The organism is Pseudomonas sp. SIMBA_067 (genome assembly GCF_046534675.1).
Lineage (GTDB): Bacteria > Pseudomonadota > Gammaproteobacteria > Pseudomonadales > Pseudomonadaceae > Aquipseudomonas > Aquipseudomonas putida.
Map to the genome: position 1 here is coordinate 184287 of NZ_JAWRYH010000005.1, position 17486 is coordinate 201772.

Below are 17486 nucleotides of genomic sequence, written 5' to 3' on the forward strand. Positions count from 1 at the left end.
GCCGCCCGCGCGGCGCATCGCCAGGCAAGCCCCTCAAACCACAAAACCCGCTACCAGACAAGCTAACCGTTGTCGAGATATGGTTGAACCGGTCCTTTGCGTATACTGCAACCTATGTTCGCCCACACTGCTTTGCGCCAGCGTTGCGCCAAATGGCTTCTCGCAACCGGACTCTTTCTGCTGCTCGGTGCCTGCGTTGAAAAACCCAGCACCCTCGAGCGCGTGAAGGAGGATGGCGTGCTGCGCGTGATCACCCGCAACAGCCCGGCCACCTACTTTCAGGATCGCAACGGCGAAACCGGTTTCGAGTACGAGCTGGTCAAGCATTTCGCCGACGATCTCGGGGTGAAGCTGGAGATCGAGACTGCCGACAACCTCGATGAGCTGTTCGACGACCTCGGCAAACCCTCCGGCCCGGTGCTGGCAGCCGCCGGCCTGGTCAGCAGCGAGCGGCGCACGGCCCAGGCGAAATTCTCGCACCCGTACCTGGAAGTGACCCCGCAGGTCATCTACCGCAACGGCCGCCCGCGCCCGACCAATGCCAAGGGCCTGGTCGGCAAGAAAATCATGGTGCTCAAAGGCAGCAGCCATGCCGACCTGCTGGCCGAGCTGAAAAAACAGAACCCCGGCCTGGAATATGAAGAGTCGGATGCCGTGGAGGTGGTCGACCTGCTGCGCATGGTCGACGAAGGGCAGATCGAGCTGACCCTGGTCGACTCCAACGAGCTGGCGATGAACCAGGTGTACTTCCCCAACGTGCGCGTGGCCTTCGACGTGGGCGACACCCGCGACCAACGCTGGGCAGTGGCAGCCGGCGAAGACAACAGCCTGCTTAACGAAATCAACGAATTTCTCGACAAGGCGCAGAAGAACGGCACCCTGCAACGCCTGAAAGACCGTTATTACGGCCATGTCGACGTATTGGGTTATGTGGGTGCCTACACCTTCGCCCAGCATCTGCAACAGCGCCTGCCCAAGTACGAAAAGCACTTCAAGAGCTACGCCAAGGTCGAGCAGGTGGACTGGCGTCTGCTGGCCGCCATCGGCTATCAGGAATCGATGTGGCAGCCGGAGGTCACCTCCAAGACCGGTGTTCGCGGCCTGATGATGCTGACCCAGCGCACCGCCCAGGCCATGGGTGTGTCCAACCGGCTGGACCCGAAACAGAGCATCCAGGGTGGTGCCAAGTATTTCATGAAGATCAAGGCCGAGCTGGACGACAGTATCCAGGAGCCGGACCGCACCTGGTTCGCCCTGGCTGCCTATAACGTCGGCAGTGGCCACCTGGAAGACGCCCGTACCCTGGCCAAGCGCGAGAAGCTCAACCCGAACAAGTGGCTGGACGTGAAGAAGATGCTGCCGCGCCTGTCGCAGAAGCAGTGGTATCGCCAGACCAAATACGGTTATGCCCGTGGCGGCGAGCCGGTGCACTTCGTGGCCAACATTCGCCGCTACTACGACATCCTTACCTGGGTGACCCAGCCGCAGCTCGAAGGCCAGGTGGCCGAAGGCAACCTGCATGTGCCCGGGGTCAACAAGACCAAGCCGGCGGACCAGTCGCCGCCGATGTAGGCACCATTGCCCTCAGGCCAATAGATTTCCTGTAGGAGCAGCCTTGCGCTGCGAAGAGGCCGGTATAGCCACAAAGAATCTAATGCCATGCGGGCCTCTTCGCAGCACAAGGCTGCTCCTACAGGAACCGCGCCTCTCTGGAGCGCTAGGTCTTGGCCCGGCGGGCCTTGAAGAAGTCGCTGAGGATCTGGCCGCACTCCTGCGCCAACACCCCGCCCTCCACCATCACCCTGTGGTTGAGGAACCCCTGGCCGAAGAACTGCCCCTGGCTCTGCACAATACCTGCCTTGGGCTCCAGCGCGCCAAATACCACGCGCATCACCCGCGAATGCACGATCAGCCCCGCGCACATGCTGCACGGTTCCAGGGTCACGTACAGGGTGCTGCCGGGCAGGCGGTAATTGCTGGCCGATTTCGCCGCTGCACGGATGGCCACCATCTCGGCATGCGCACTGGGGTCGCTGTCGATGATCGGCCGGTTGAAGCCCTGGCCGATCACCTGCCCATGCTGCACCAGCACCGCCCCCACGGGCACCTCGCCCAGCGCCGCACCTTCGGCGGCCAGGGCCAGGGCCAGGCGCATGAATTCCTGATCGCGGCTGCGATCGACGATTTGCGGGCGCATCAGACCACCGCAATCGCGGCCATCAGGCCGGTTTCCATATGGTCGATGACGTGGCAATGGAACATCCAGGTGCCCGGGTTATCCGCCACCAGTGCCACCTGTGCGCGCTCGTTCTTGCCCAGCAGGTAGGTGTCGGTGAACCACGGCTCCTTGATGTCGTGACGGTTGGAGCCGATCACCTTGAAGCTCATGCCATGCAGGTGGATCGGGTGCTGGTACTGGGTCATGTTCTTCAGCTCGAAGATGTAGCTCTTGCCCTTTTTCAACGTGGCGATGGGGCGGTCGGCGCAGGTCTTGTCGGTGATATCCCAGGCCTGTCCGTTGATCTGCCACATGCTCGACGGCTTGCCCGGGTCTGGGGTGACCGAGACGCCGGCCGCCCACTCGAAATTGAAGTTGAGCTTTTCGGCATTCTCCAGGTCCGGCTCGGCGATCGGGTTGGCCGGCAGCGCTGGCGGCCAGTCACTCGGCGCGTCATTGCTGGCCACCGAACGCAGGGTACCCAGGCGCACGAAACCATCGCGCAGGGAGATCTCCTCGCCGGCCTGGGGAATACGGATGGCGAGGCAGATGCGCATGCCGGGGCCGAGCCAGTACTCGTCCTCCAGTAGTCGCGGGGTCACCGGATTGCCGTCGAGGGCATAGATTTTCGCCTCGCAGTTGCCCTTGAGGTTCAGGCGGTACGTCCAGGTGTTGTCGAGGTTCAGCAGGCGCACCCGCACCACTTGGCCAGCCGGCAGCTCGGTGACCGAGCCGGCCTGACCATTGATGGTGATCAAGCGCCCTGCGGTGCCATTGCGCGCCGCCTCGCGAGGGATGCTGAAAGGCAGCCAGGCGCCCTGCTCGTCCACATGCCAGTTTTTCAGGCTCAACGTGCGCTCATGCTGGAACCCGGTGGGCTCACGCTCCTCGACGATCAGCGGGCCGACCAGGCCGCGGCCGAGCTCTTCGGAGCTACTGACATGCGGGTGATACCAGTAGCTGCCAGCATCCGGCACGCGGAACTTGTAGTCGAAGTACTCGCCCGGCTTGACCGGCAATTGCGACACATAAGGCACGCCGTCCATTTCCAGCGGCAGCCGAATGCCGTGCCAGTGAATAGTGGTCTCCACCGGAAGGTGGTTGATGAAGCGCACCCGCAACCAGGTGCCTTGGCGCACGCGCAGCTCGGTGCCCGGTGCCGACGGCCCGAACGCCCAGGCCTCGGTCTTGAAGCCTGGCACCAGCTCGACATCCAGCGGCGCGGCGATCAGCTCGTAATCATGCCCGGCATTGTCATCTTCGACTTTGCCGAGCCAGTAACGCGCCGCGCCACCGGCGCCCAGGCCAACCACAACCAGGCCGGTCAGGCCCTTGAGCATTTGTCGACGGGTGAAGGACATCGGTGCGGGTACCTCGTGTTCTGCGCAATCAAGCTGCCAGCCGTGGCTGGCGATAAAGGGCGAATACGATACACCTGCAAATGGGAAATATTAAGTGAAAACCCGGCATCCCGAAGCGACCTGACAAGCAATAAGCACCACCGCCCTGGCTCACGGCCGTTCGAAGCTGGCACCCTTTCACTTCAACTGGACCACCGTGATGCTTACCGACACCCTCCCTGGCGACCAGCAAATGCTGATGACCCTCGCCGCACACCTCACTGAGGACTGCCCTGACATACGCGAGCTGGCGCGTGAAGTCGCGCAACAACTCCTCGCGCGCCATGATCTGAAAGCGCTGGAGCCCGACAATGTCTACCTGCACCGTTTTCACACCGCCGTCAGCAGCCCTCGAACCTTCAACGGTTGGCAACACCTGGATCAGCCGTATGAATCCCTGACCCTGCCACAACTGGTGATGCACCGCTTCGATGCCCAGGCCCAGGACAACGCAGACGTGCTCAGTTATCTCGCTGGCTTCTACAGCGATGGGCCAGGCAAAGACGCGTATGACGAGCGCAATGAAGTTCGACTCCAAGCCAAGGATGTTCTGGATTATTTCTGGAGCATTGATTTTGCCACGGCATTCAAAACGCGGATGACGTCTTTCTGGGCCGAGCATTCAGAGAACTTCCGCACGTTGGCCAAAGCCAACTTCATGAGCAAATTACTGGAGGCATGCGCGGAAGATCCCTCATCCGAGCTAGCCCGCCACGGCCAGGATATCGCTCATGCCCTGGTGGGCGAGACGACCTGGCCGCCGTCGCTGGAAGCACTGCAACAAAGGGTCTTGCCGGGTGGAGCAACGCGCGTATGCGCGCTGGACATTGGCGGGTATGTGGCGACGGACATCCTTCGCCTGCAGTTGGCCAATGGCAGCCAGCTGATTTACATGCCGGGCGATGTCGACGGTCTACATTACTTTCCAAATGACCTGGCACTGTTCTGTTGGGTGCTCACGAACTGCACTTATGTCGAAAACCGAACCCGTTTTCTGGCACATTTCTCCCTCGACGATCGCGAAGAGGCTGACGGTAAAGTCGGGCTGAATCACCTGATTGATCTGCTCTTTCATGGTTTGAGCAAACAGGATTACACCGGTCTCAACACCCTCGACCTGGCAATTGAAGAGGATGCCTTCGACTGGCTGCGCAACAAAGCTCGCCAGCGGATGATCGATGATGCGCATTTCTCTTTGCGCTCCAACGCCGACCTGCGCAGACAATTGTGGATCGGTTATCTGAAAGCGGGCGTGCAGGTGTTCGGCCCCATGGCGGCAGTGAGTTGGCCGGTAGCTTTGGCGCTGGTGGGGGCTGGCATTGCTGAAATGGGTTTGAACATCTACCAGGCGATTCACGGGCACACCACGCGTGAACGCAAGGCGGGTATTACCGGCGCGATTTTCGCCGCCATCGAGACACTGTTCAACGCGACCTTTCTGCTCAGCGCACCCGGCAAACCCCTTGACGAGGTCGCAGAGGTGGCTGAAGCAGGCACTGCGACTGAGGAAGGGGAAGCCCCGATACCGGCGGAAGAATCAGCGCATGAACACAGCGGGGAACCCACTGATGAAAGTGCTTCAGAGGTGGCGGACGCGATTGAAACCTGGGTACCTCAGCCCTTCCAGCCAAGCGAAAGGTGGGCTGCACTACGCCCTTTCGAGACGAATGTAGTACTTGGCGGCAAACCTGGTACAGGATTTCTTGAAGGTATCCATCTGCAAGATGGGCAGTTTTACGCACTGATCGATGAGATGCCTTACCAAGTGCGTTTTGTACCCGAACTGAGATCCTGGACCATCGTCGATCCTGAAAACCCTTTCTCATTTTACAAAAGCTTACCCATCCGCCTGGATGGCGCAGGCCAGTGGCAGCCAGTGGAACGCCTCGGCCTCAACGGGGGTATGCTTTCGAGCCTGAAAATCTGGGGCCGACCGTCGGCAAGCGCAAGCGTGCCGCCCTTGCCCGGCACCCCTTACGAAATACCAGCTGACTTGCGCGCCTCACTGAAGGATGTTTCCGATGATGAGATTACAGGTGCGCGAGCGTTCCTCGACGCCCCGGATCGACAGGCCGCCATAGCCCGCTTCCGCCAGGTACGTGATCAACTGGCGGCCGATGCCGATGCGTTCATGGCCACAGTGCAAACACCGCCACGTCCACAGATACCCGAAATCCCCGCCAACGCTTCATCCAAAACCGTTTTCAAAACCCTGTACCAGAACACTAACGGCTTGGTGATTGGCGAAGCGCACAGTGGCCTTGGCAGCAAGCGATTGCTGATCGACAACATGCGCCTGCTACGCAAGCTGAAGGTAAACACACTGTACATGGAGCACTTCACCACCGACTTTCAGCAAGCAGACATCGATACCTTCAACCGCACAGGCGTGATGCCGCAGGAGCTGGATCGCTATGTAGAAGGCCAGGATGTCGGCCACCGCACCGACGCCGAAGGCCGCTACACCTTTCGGCAGGTACTGGTCAGCGCACAGAAAAACGGCGTACGCATACAGTCCATCGACTGCATGGCCAGTTACCGCCAGGCGTGGGCGACACCCGTTTCCGATGTGGCACGCCAGCGCATGATGAACTTCCATGCACACTTGATTATCGAGGCAGACCAGGCAGCGCGCGGCTCGGGAAAATGGATTGCGCTGGTCGGCAGTACCCACGCCAACACCTTCCATGGCGTCACCGGCCTGGCTGAAACAGAAGGCGCGCTAGGCCTTCGTGTCGAAGACCGCCCGATCGGCGAACCTGACGCTTACAGCACAGACCCTGGTGTGGATGCCCTGGACGACGATGGCGCGTTAAGGCATGTGCAAAGCGACCTGCGGCTACGCGCCGGAGTGTTGACCACCCGCCCGCCATCACCGGATTTTGAAAGCCTGCTGGTAAGGCCTGGCGATTACGCGATCGAACGTACCAATGGCCAGGAATACCTGATCAACCGCAGCCGGGATTCGACCTTGCGACGCACACTGATCAAGCGCGATGGGCGATTTTACTACGTGGAGCGCCCCGACTGGCCGGCCATTCATGAACGTCGCTTTCAAAACCTTGCCGAGCTTCATGCCCGGCTGAGATTACGCGGCATGCAACACATTGCTCCTTGAGCCAGGCAAGGCGCAGATACGACAAGGGCGCCTTGCGGCGCCCTTGTGGCTCAACTTATTCCCACTCGATGGTGGCCGGCGGCTTGCTCGACACGTCGTAGGTAACGCGCGAGATACCGTCGATTTCGTTGATGATACGGCCGCTGACGGTTTCCAGCAGCTCGTATGGCAGGTGTGCCCAACGCGCAGTCATGAAGTCCACGGTTTCGACGGCACGCAGGGCCACGACCCAGGCGTAGCGACGACCGTCGCCAACAACACCCACCGACTTGACCGGCTGGAACACCACGAATGCCTGGCTGGTCTTGTGGTACCAGTCGGCCTTGCGCAGTTCTTCGATGAAGATGTGGTCGGCGCGACGCAGGATGTCGGCGTATTCCTTCTTCACTTCACCCAGGATACGCACGCCCAGGCCCGGGCCCGGGAACGGGTGGCGGTAGACCATGTCGTACGGCAGGCCCAGTTCCAGGCCGATCTTGCGCACTTCGTCCTTGAACAGTTCACGCAGCGGCTCAACCAGCTTGAGGTTCATTTCCTCCGGCAGGCCACCCACGTTGTGGTGCGACTTGATCACGTGGGCCTTGCCGCTCTTGGCGCCAGCCGACTCGATCACGTCCGGGTAGATGGTGCCCTGGGCGAGGAACTGGATGTTATCCAGCTTGCTGGCTTCGGCATCGAAGATGTCGATGAAGGTGCGGCCGATGATCTTGCGCTTCTTCTCCGGGTCGGCTTCGCCTTCCAGGTTGTCGAGGAACTGCTTTTCAGCGTCGGCGCGGATCACCTTGACGCCCATGTTCTCTTTGAACATGGCCATCACCTGGTCGCCTTCATGCAGGCGCAGCAGGCCGTTGTCGACGAAGACGCAGGTCAGCTGGTCGCCGATGGCGCGGTGCAGCAGTGCGGCAACCACCGAGCTGTCTACGCCGCCAGACAGGCCCAGCAGGACGTTGGCCGAACCGACTTGCGCACGCACCTGGGCGATGGCGTCTTCAACGATGTTGGAGGCGGTCCACAGGGCCTCACAGCCGCAGATGTCCTGCACGAAGCGGGACAGGATGCGACCGCCCTGCTTGGTGTGGGTCACTTCAGGGTGGAACTGCACGCCATAGTAGCCGCGAGTATCGTCGAACATGCCGGCGATCGGGCAGCTCGGGGTGCTGGCCAGTACATGGAAGTTGCCCGGCATCTGGGTGACCTTGTCACCGTGGCTCATCCACACATCCAGGCCCAGCACGCCGTCGGCGTCAACGTGGTCTTCGATGCCGTCGAGCAGGCGGCTCTTGCCGACCACGTCTACGCGGGCATAACCGAACTCACGCAGCTCGGAACCTTCGACCTTGCCGCCCATCTGTTCGGCCATGGTCTGCATGCCGTAGCAGATGCCCAGCACCGGTACGTTCAGGTCGAACACAGCCTGCGGGGCACGCGGGCTGTTGGCTTCGTGGACCGACTCGGGGCCGCCAGCGAGGATGATGCCGCGCGGGTTGAATTCGCGGATCGCTTCATCGTCCATGTCGAACGGGTGCAGTTCGCAGTACACGCCGATTTCGCGCACGCGGCGGGCAATCAGCTGGGTGTACTGGGAACCGAAATCGAGGATCAGGATGCGGTGAGCGTGAATGTCGAGGGCCATGACTCAATCTCGTCAGTGGAAATCGGAAACGACGCGGGGCTGTCGTGACAGCCCCGCATCCTTATATTGCTGGAAGCCTCAGCCTACGCGGTAGTTAGGGGCTTCTTTGGTGATTTGCACATCATGCACGTGGGACTCGGCCATGCCGGCACCCGTGATGCGTACAAATTCCGGCTTGGTGCGCATCTCTTCGATGGTTGCGCTGCCGGTGTAGCCCATGGACGAACGCAGGCCGCCCATCAGCTGGTGGATGATCGCGGCCAGGGCGCCCTTGTAAGGCACGCGGCCTTCGATCCCCTCAGGAACAAGCTTCTCGGCGCCGGCCGAGGAGTCCTGGAAGTAACGGTCGGACGAGCCTTGCGCCTGTGCCATGGCACCCAGCGAGCCCATGCCGCGGTAGGCCTTGTAGGAACGGCCCTGGAACAGTTCGACTTCACCCGGGGCCTCTTCGGTACCGGCGAACATCGAACCCATCATCACGCAGGACGCACCGGCAACGATGGCCTTGGACAGGTCACCGGAGAAGCGGATACCGCCGTCGGCGATCAGTGGCACGCCAGTGCCTTCCAGTGCAGCAGCGACGTTGGCGATGGCGCTGATTTGCGGCACGCCGACACCGGCAACGATACGGGTGGTGCAGATCGAGCCTGGGCCGATACCGACCTTGACGGCGTCAGCGCCAGCTTCGGCCAAAGCCTTGGCTGCGGCGCCGGTGGCGATGTTGCCGCCGATCACCTGCACTTGCGGGTAGGTTTCTTTAACCCAGCGAACGCGGTCGATCACGCCTTTGGAGTGACCGTGGGCAGTGTCGACAACCACCACGTCAACGCCAGCGGCAACCAGGGCGGCAACGCGCTCGCCGGTGTCCTTGCCGGTGCCGACCGCAGCGCCGACGCGCAGACGCCCCTGGTCGTCCTTGCTGGCCAGTGGGTAGGCCTTGGCTTTTTCGATGTCCTTGACGGTCATCATGCCCTTGAGGCTGAACTTGTCGTCGACGATCAGGACTTTTTCCAGACGGTGCTTGTGCAGCAGCTCGCGGACTTCGTTCTTGTCGGCGCCTTCGCGGACGGTGACCAGACGCTCTTTGGGGGTCATCACGTCGCGGACCTTGGCGTCCAGGCGGGTTTCAAAGCGCACGTCACGGGAGGTGACGATACCGACCAGGTCGCCGTTCGCCAGCACCGGAACACCGGAGATGTTGTTCAGGCGGGTCAGGTCGAACAGGTCACGCACGGTGGCGTCGGCTTCGATGGTGATCGGGTCCTTGACCACGCCAGCCTCGAACTTCTTGACCTTGCGTACTTCGCCGGCCTGCTGTTCGATGGTCATGTTCTTGTGGATGATGCCGATGCCGCCTTCCTGGGCCATGGCAATGGCCAGACGCGCTTCGGTCACGGTATCCATGGCGGCGGAAACCAGCGGAATGTTCAGCTCGATGCCACGGGTCAAACGGGTCTTGAGACTGACTTCATTAGGCAGTACCTCAGAGTAGCCAGGTACAAGGAGGATATCGTCGAAGGTCAGGGCTTCTTGGCTGATACGCAGCATCGCGGGGGCTCCCGGGCGGGAAAAATGGAAGCGCGCCATTATACTCATGCAGGGCGCGCCGCTCAATGCAAAATAAGGGCCTTCGGTCAGCCTTGTGGCACTTTTACCTGCACCACGGCCACCGGCTGGTCGAGCCAGTCGGCAAAGCTGTCGAGAAAGGCCTGGGTAAACCCGGCCTCGCCCCAGTTGTTGAAGATGAACCCCAGGTTGGAAAAGGCACATGGCTGCAGGTAAATGAAGCCATTGATGTCATCTTCAAAGCCGCACAGCGGGCAGGTGAAGTTGTCGGTTACCGCCGGCGACCACTCTTCCAGGCTTTCGAACAGCGGCTCGCCCACCTCGCGCCGGCACTCCGGGCAACCGGCTTCTTCGAGAAAGCCTTCGGTGGGGGTGTAGATGCAGCGCTTGAGCACCACCTCCATGCCGTTGACCTGCTGGTCGAAGGGCAGCTTTTCCGGGTGGAGGGCCACCTTGCGCGCCCCTGCGGCCAGGGCATGGCCCATACGGTTGCCGGTGCGGCCACAGGTAGTCAGCTGTTCTTCGACGACCTTCTCGCGCACCAGCCAGCGCAGGATGGCGCGGGCGCGGGCTTCATGCACCGGGACGGTGGACAGCTTGGGAACGATGATGCTCTGGGTGTTCATGTACGGGACAAGCCTGAAAAACGCCGGTAATGACGCAATTCTACCGCTCAGGCGCTCAGGTAGCGACCAATCAACGCCAGCCCACTGGCCAGCACCAGCCAGGTGACCAGCCGAACAAAGGCTTCACGGGACAGCCGGTTGGTCAGCCGGCGCCCCACCCAGAGGCCGACGAACATGACTGGCAGCAAGCAGGCGGCGAGCAGCAACAGGCTTTGGTCGGCATACACACCGGCGATCAGGAACAGCGTCAGGCGTACGACCGTGCTGCAACTGATCAGCGCGCTCTGGGTGGCGCGTACCTGTTCCTTCACTTCCAGCCGTGCGCTCAGGTAAAGGGCATAAAGAAACCCGCCGCTGCCGAACAGCGCCCCGAACAACCCGCCTGCCGTACCCATCGGCACCGCCCACAACCCCGACAGGCTGGCCGGCCGCACTTTCACTGCCAGCCCGTACAACGCATAGGCGGTCACGAACACCCCCATCAACAGCAGCAAAAGGTCGGACTTCAGTTGCAGCAGGAACACCACGCCCAACGTGCAGCCCAGGGCCATGAACGGCAACAGCCGTAACAACTCGCTGCGCACCACATCCCGGCGCGACGGCAGCAGGTTGCCGAACGCGGCAACAAAGTCCAGCAGCACCAGCAGCGGGATGATGCGTGACAACGGCATGAAATGGATCAGTACCGGCCCGGCCACCAGCGCGGTACCGAAACCGGCAATACCAAAGACGATGTAGGCAACACCAACACCCAGCAGGATGGGTAACCAGTCAAGGCCGGAAAAAGACAGTTGGGCTAGCATGGCAGCAATTCCTGGGAAGACAGGCCAAGGTTAGCCAGCGATGAGCCATGCCGACTAATATGCCTTTATCGCCAAAGCCATCTCGAAAAGGCATGACATGACGTCGATCCGCCAGTTGCGTTACTTCGTGGAAATTGCCGAGTGTGGCAGCTTCAGCGGCGCCGCCGAACGGCTGTACATCGCCCAGTCGGCGCTGAGCCGGCAGATCAAGGAGCTGGAGCAGCAATTGGGCACGCCCCTGTTCGAACGCACGGCACGCCTGCCGCGCCTGACGCTGGCCGGCCAGGCCTTTCTGGAACGGGCACGCCGCTTGCTGGCCGACCTGGCGCAAGCTGAGCGCGTAACGCGCGACATTGGGGAGGGGTTGCAGGGCAGCCTGCGCCTGAATCATTCCAGTACTGTGCCGCTGATCGGCCCGTTGCTGGCTCGCCTGGGGGACTATTTGCGGGAAAACCCGGGAGTTTCGCTGGAGATCGCGCAGCAGTCGTCGGAGGCCCAACTGGAAGATATTGCGGCCGGCCGGCTGGACATTGGCCTGCTGCGCTTGCCAGTGCTGCGCCAGCACGAAGGCGTGATGCTGCATGAACTGTTCAGCGAACCGCTGTTGCTGGCGGTCGCCGCTGGGCACCCGTTGGCCAACGCGCAGCACGTTCAACTGGAGCAATTGAGGGAAGAACGCTTTATTTCCATCCCGCACCGGGACCGTGGCGGGCTGAGTTACCTGTCGGCTTCGTTGTGCATGGAGGCCGGCTTCTTTCCGCGCGCGGCGCAGGTGCTGTCGCGCAAAACTACACAATTGCAGCTGATTCAGGCGGGGTTCGGGGTGGCGTTACTGCCAGCGTGCATGCGTGAAATTGCATCGGCTTCGGTCAGTTTCGTGGCGCTGGAAGGGGGCTGCGAGAGCACCGTAGCGCTGGCTTGCCGACGTGATGCGGGGCAGATGGTGCGGCAGTTCGTGGCAGCGATGCAGCGTTGACCCAAGCCACCACCCTACCAGTCAAATCTGCCAGTTGAGTTTGCCCCGCTAGAGGGTTTGAATAACATCTGGAAACGAAGCAGGGCTCACGCCATGGAAGCGTTCAAACCACTGCAAAGCATCAAGTGCTGCGCACTTCAACGCGCAACGCCGTACTGCCCTTACGGGCACCGCAAATCGGAAGGCCACCCTACAACTTGGCTGGGATTCAACGGAGAACCCCAAGACCAACAATCTGAGTACTACATGCTGGGCAGAGGATATCGCGCCTACAACCCACGCCTATTGCGTTTCCTTTCGCCAGATAGCCTGAGCCCCTTCGGCAAAGGGGGAATCAATAGCTATGCCTACTGTGCGGGTGACCCGGTGAACTTTGCTGACCCATCTGGGCATTTAGCGCCTCCGAAACGTATTGCCCAAACACGCCGGGCAACCTCTTCCAGGCGACCCAGCCTGACTTCGGCATTCGAGAGGCTTGCGCAGCAGCAAGAAACGACTGAAGCCGCAGATCTAATTGCACAAACTGAGCGAGCTCTCACCCTGCAACGGGAACTGACGCAGCGTGCACAACCCCGCCCGCAGGAGGTTATCGGTAGCGCTGAAGCGACCCCTTACGCGTCAATGGAGAGCCTGCAAAGCAGTGAAAACTCTTCGCTCACCGACCTCCCGTCGGCGATACAACAATCGGTGCAAACTACAACTCCGAACACAACGGAGGTAACAGATATCAGAATGCAGGCACATGAGTTACGAGCCAATTCACCCAGTCGTCGCCGTGCCTCAATTTGAGCCTATGTACAATATGTCAGGTCTGAGTTGAGGTGGCGCCAATCTGGCAAATGGAGGTTCATATTGCTTGAAGCTCTCTGCCTGCAACTGCGATGATGCCCGCCATGATCAAAGACCCCTTCGAACGACTCGGCCTGGACCGTGAGGTCCTTACCGTCAGCCAACTCAACGGCCGCGCCCGCGTGCTGCTGGAAGACGTGTTCCGCAGCGTCTGGGTGGAAGGCGAAATCTCCAATCTTGCCCGCCCGGCATCCGGCCACATGTACTTCACCCTCAAGGACAGCGGCGCCCAGGTGCGTTGCGCGCTGTTCCGGCAAAACGCCACGCGGGTGCGCCAGGCCCTGCGCGACGGCCTGGCGGTGCGGGTACGCGGCAAGGTTTCGCTGTTCGAAGGGCGTGGCGACTACCAGCTGATTCTCGACACCGTCGAGCCAGCCGGTGACGGCGCATTGCGCCTTGCCTTCGAGGCGCTGAAGGAAAAGCTCAGTGCCGAGGGGCTGTTCAGCACCGAACGCAAAAAACCGCTACCGGCCCATCCTCAACGGATCGGCATCATCAGCTCGCCTACCGGCGCTGTGATCCGCGACATCATCAGCGTGTTTGGCCGCCGAGCCCCACAGGTGGAACTGAACCTGATCCCTACGGCGGTTCAGGGGCGCGAAGCCATCGCGCAGATCGTGCGCGCCATTCGCCTGGCCGACAGCCTTGGTTTCGATGCGCTGATCCTGGCCCGGGGTGGTGGTTCGCTGGAAGACCTGTGGTGCTTCAACGAAGAAGCCGTGGCGCGTGCCGTGGCCGCATGCGTCACCCCTATTGTCAGCGCCGTGGGCCATGAAACCGACGTGTCGATCAGCGACTTCGTCGCCGACGTACGCGCTCCCACGCCGTCTGCCGCGGCCGAGTTGCTGGCCCCCGACAACAGTGGCTTGCAGCAACGGCTGGACGGCCTGCAACGGCGCCTGTTGCTGCGCATGCAGAACCGTCTGACCCATGACCGCCTGCGCCTGGAGTCACTGACCCGGCGCCTGCGTCACCCGGGCGAGCGCCTGCGTCAGCAAGCCCAGCGCCTGGACGACCTGGACATGCGCCTGCGCCGCGCCTTCATGCTCAGCCTCAACCAGCGCCGCGAGCGCCTGGCACGCATGGACACCCGCCTGGCCGCGCAGCACCCGGGGCGCAATCTGAAACTGCTGAGCCAGCGCCTCGACAGCCTGGCCGAGCGCCTGCCCCGGGCCATGCGCGATGTGTTGAAAGACCGTCGCCAACGCTTCCAGGCCCAGCTGCAAACCCTGCAAGTGGTCAGCCCGCTGGCCACCCTCGCCCGCGGCTACAGCATCCTGCTGGACGACCAGGGCCAGGCCATTCGCAGTGCCGAACAGACCCGCAACGGCCAGCGCCTCACCGCCCGCCTGAACGAAGGCGAACTGCAGGTGCGGGTCGAAGACAACCACCTGACCCCGGTCACTCTTTCACTACTGGACTGACACATGCCCCGCCTGCTCGCGCCCCTACTCGCCCTCTCCCTCCTGCTGCTGGCTAGCGGCGCCCAGGCCAGCTATATCACCCGCACACTGAACAAGCCGGTGCCGGGTGGCGTGGCGGTGGTTGACCTGGGCCCCGCCACCAGCGCGCCCAGCGCCCGTTTCGACGGCAAGCCGGTGCTGGTGGTGAAGGAGCAGGACAACTGGCTGGCCATCGTCGGCATCCCGCTGACCCAGAAGCCCGGTACAGCCGTGCTGAGCCAGGACGGCCGCACCCTGCCCTTCAGCGTCGGGAGCAAGAAGTACCCTGAACAGCGCATCACCCTGAAGAACACTCGCCAGGTGAACCCGAACCCGGCCGACCTCAAGCGCATCGACCGCGAACTGGCCGAGCAGATCAAGGCCTACCGTAGCTTCAGCCCTACCCTGCCGAGCAACCTGATCCTCGACAAGCCGGTCAACGGCCCGCTGTCGAGCAAATTCGGCGTGCGCCGCTTCTTCAACGGTGAGGAGCGCAACCCCCATGCCGGGCTGGACTTCGCGGTGCCGGCGGGCACACCCATCAAGACCCCGGCCAATGGCAAGGTGATCCTGGTGGGGGATTACTTCTTCAATGGCCGCACGGTGTTCGTCGACCATGGGCAGGGCTTTATCAGCATGTTCTGCCATATGTCGAAGATCGATGTGCAGGTGGGGCAGCAACTGCGCCGTGGCGAGGTGGTCGGGCGCGTGGGCTCGACCGGGCGGGCAACCGGGCCGCACATGCACTGGAACGTCAGCCTGAATGATGCGCGGGTGGACCCGGCGATTTTCATTGGCGCATTCCAACCCTGAGGCCAGCACTGTCATCACCCATACCACTGGGTTGCGCCATCGAAATATACCGCGCAAAAATAAAGAAACACTCAGCTAATTACAGCCATAAAATCTCGCTCAATGGCTTTTTTTAAGCATTTCTCTCAATTTTTCCCGAGCACTTGCCATCCCTGACCTCTCTGGTTAGGGTTGAAGGCATGAAAACCTTCAGCACCCTCATCCTGCTCCGACAACATCGCAGCCTCTGCCTGGTCAGCGCCCGACTACCAGGCTGAATCGCGTCGCCTCGCCTCTTCATCTCGTTATCGCTCGGCAGGCCCGATCTCGGCCGCACACAAAAGGATTGCTTCCATGTCCATGCTTAAAGACCCTTCGAAGAAGTACCGCGCCTTCCCGACCATCGACCTGCCCGACCGTACCTGGCCGTCGAAGACCATCACCGCCGCGCCGATCTGGTGCAGCTCCGACCTGCGTGATGGCAACCAGTCGCTGATCGAGCCGATGGATTCGGAGAAGAAACTGCGCTTCTGGAAGACCCTGGTGCAGGTGGGCGTGAAGGAAATCGAAGCGTCGTTCCCGTCTGCCTCGCAGACCGATTTCGACTTCGTGCGCACCCTGATCGAGGACGGCCACATCCCGGACGACACCACCATCCAGGTGTTGACCCAGGCCCGTGAAGACCTGATCGCACGCACCTTCGAATCGCTGCGCGGCGCAAAGAAGGCCATCGTCCACCTGTACAACGCCACCAGCCCGTCGTTCCGCCGCATTGTCTTCAACCAGGACAAGCAAGGCGTGAAGGACATCGCGGTGAACGCGGCCAAGCTGTTCGTCAAGTACGCTGCCCAGCAGCCGGAAACCCAGTGGACCTTCCAGTACTCGCCCGAAACCTTCAGTGCCACCGAGATGGACTTCGCCAAGGAAGTCTGCGACGCGGTCATCGAGGTATGGAACCCGACGCCCGAGCACAAGATCATCCTCAACCTGCCGGCCACCGTGGAAGTGTCCACGCCGAACATCTACGCCGACCAGATCGAATGGTTCTGCCGCAATGTCAGCCGCCGCGACAGCGTGATCATCAGCCTGCACTGCCACAACGACCGTGGCACCGGCATCGCCGCCACCGAGCTGGGCCTGATGGCCGGCGCCGACCGTGCCGAAGGTTGCCTGTTCGGCAACGGCGAGCGTACCGGTAACGTCGACCTGGTGACCCTGGCACTGAACCTCTACACCCAAGGCATCGACCCGTTGCTGGACTTCTCCGACATCGACGGCGTGCGCAAAGTGGTCGAAGAGTGCAACCAGCTGCCGGTGCACCCACGTCACCCGTACGTGGGCGACCTGGTCCACACCGCTTTCTCCGGCTCGCACCAGGACGCCATCCGCAAGGGCTTCGCCAAGCAGCAGGATGGCGAACTGTGGGAAGTGCCATACCTGCCGATCGACCCGGCCGACATCGGCCGCAGCTACGAAGCGGTAATCCGCGTCAACAGCCAGTCGGGCAAAGGCGGTATCACCTACCTGCTCGAGCAGGAATATGGCATCAGCCTGCCGCGTCGCATGCAGATCGAATTCAGCCAGGTGGTACAGGGTGAAACCGACCGCCTGGGCCTGGAAATGACCGCCCAGCAGATCTACAGCCTGCTGCACAAGGAATACCTCCAGGCCAACGCGCCCTACGCGCTGGTCAGCCACCGCCTGCAGGAAGAAAACGGCCACAGCGCCGTGGAAGTGGAAGTTGCTGGCGAAGGCGAAACCACACTGCACTGGCGCGGCAAGGGCAACGGCGCCCTGGAAGCACTGGTGGCCGGCCTGCCGATTGCCGTGGAGATCATGGACTACAACGAGCATGCGATTGGCGCTGGCACCAACGCCAAGGCAGCTGCCTACATCGAACTGCGCGTGGCCGGTGGCCGCCCGGTACATGGCGTGGGTATCGATGAGAACATCACCACGGCCAGCTTCAAGGCCCTGTTCAGCGCGCTGAACCGCTCGCTGAGTCAGCAGGAAGCCAAAGCAGCCTGATGGTTCCAGCTACAAAAAAACCGCATCCATGATGC

The 17486-nt window shown here is 61.7% G+C and carries 13 protein-coding genes; 7 read left to right on the forward strand and 6 right to left on the reverse strand.

Features of this window, described 5'->3' with window-relative positions; translation table 11 throughout:
- Positions 1-114: 114 nt before the first annotated feature.
- The gene (gene mltF / locus SB765_RS13500) at positions 115-1572 is read left to right on the forward strand and encodes a membrane-bound lytic murein transglycosylase MltF (protein ID WP_341797699.1); all 1458 of its coding nucleotides are present in this window, start codon (positions 115-117) and stop codon (positions 1570-1572) included.
- A 145-nt stretch (positions 1573-1717) separates the two neighbouring features.
- Here the strand turns inward: mltF and tadA are convergent, their stop codons facing one another.
- A complete protein-coding gene (tadA, locus tag SB765_RS13505; protein WP_341797698.1) occupies positions 1718-2197 on the reverse strand; it encodes a tRNA adenosine(34) deaminase TadA in 480 nt (159 codons plus the stop codon).
- A complete protein-coding gene (locus SB765_RS13510; RefSeq protein WP_410910824.1) occupies positions 2197-3579 on the reverse strand; it encodes a multicopper oxidase family protein in 1383 nt (460 codons plus the stop codon). The genes tadA and SB765_RS13510 overlap by 1 nt, the downstream gene beginning before the upstream one ends.
- Positions 3580-3778: 199 nt before the next feature.
- Between SB765_RS13510 and SB765_RS13515 the strand changes: the two genes are divergently transcribed.
- Complete coding sequence (locus SB765_RS13515; RefSeq protein WP_410931468.1) at positions 3779-6736, forward strand: dermonecrotic toxin domain-containing protein; 2958 nt, start codon at positions 3779-3781, stop codon at positions 6734-6736.
- 55 nt (positions 6737-6791) lie between these two features.
- Here SB765_RS13515 and guaA read toward each other — a convergent pair whose 3' ends face one another.
- The 4 genes from guaA to SB765_RS13535 form a co-directional block, all read right to left on the reverse strand.
- The gene (gene guaA / locus SB765_RS13520; RefSeq protein ID WP_341797695.1) at positions 6792-8369 is read right to left on the reverse strand and encodes a glutamine-hydrolyzing GMP synthase; all 1578 of its coding nucleotides are present in this window, start codon (positions 8367-8369) and stop codon (positions 6792-6794) included.
- Between the two features lie 78 nt (positions 8370-8447).
- Positions 8448-9917 (reverse strand): IMP dehydrogenase, encoded by a 1470-nt coding sequence (gene guaB, locus SB765_RS13525; RefSeq protein WP_016501267.1) that lies wholly within the window; start codon positions 9915-9917, stop codon positions 8448-8450.
- An 86-nt stretch (positions 9918-10003) separates the two neighbouring features.
- Positions 10004-10561 (reverse strand): sugar ABC transporter ATPase, encoded by a 558-nt coding sequence (locus SB765_RS13530; RefSeq protein ID WP_341797693.1) that lies wholly within the window; start codon positions 10559-10561, stop codon positions 10004-10006.
- Positions 10562-10608: 47 nt separating this feature from the next.
- Positions 10609-11364 (reverse strand): sulfite exporter TauE/SafE family protein, encoded by a 756-nt coding sequence (locus tag SB765_RS13535; RefSeq protein ID WP_019470318.1) that lies wholly within the window; start codon positions 11362-11364, stop codon positions 10609-10611.
- 97 nt (positions 11365-11461) lie between these two features.
- On the opposite strand from SB765_RS13535, the gene SB765_RS13540 reads away from it, so the two are divergent.
- From SB765_RS13540 to leuA, 5 genes are all read left to right on the forward strand, one after another.
- Complete coding sequence (locus SB765_RS13540; RefSeq protein WP_410910820.1) at positions 11462-12340, forward strand: LysR family transcriptional regulator; 879 nt, start codon at positions 11462-11464, stop codon at positions 12338-12340.
- Positions 12341-12433: 93 nt separating this feature from the next.
- Positions 12434-13129 carry an RHS repeat-associated core domain-containing protein gene (locus SB765_RS13545; protein WP_410931469.1) on the forward strand — a complete coding sequence of 232 codons (696 nt, stop codon included), beginning with the start codon at positions 12434-12436 and terminating at the stop codon, positions 13127-13129.
- A 104-nt stretch (positions 13130-13233) separates the two neighbouring features.
- Positions 13234-14613, forward strand: coding sequence for an exodeoxyribonuclease VII large subunit (gene xseA, locus SB765_RS13550; RefSeq protein WP_063426450.1), 1380 nt, complete (start codon positions 13234-13236; stop codon positions 14611-14613).
- 3 nt (positions 14614-14616) lie between these two features.
- On the forward strand, positions 14617-15444 hold the full coding sequence (locus tag SB765_RS13555) for a peptidoglycan DD-metalloendopeptidase family protein (protein WP_410910818.1): 828 nt from the start codon (positions 14617-14619) through the stop codon (positions 15442-15444).
- Between the two features lie 333 nt (positions 15445-15777).
- Positions 15778-17451, forward strand: a complete 1674-nt coding sequence (gene leuA, locus SB765_RS13560) for a 2-isopropylmalate synthase (RefSeq protein WP_341797689.1) — start codon at positions 15778-15780, stop codon at positions 17449-17451.
- The last annotated feature ends 35 nt before the right edge of the window (positions 17452-17486 follow it).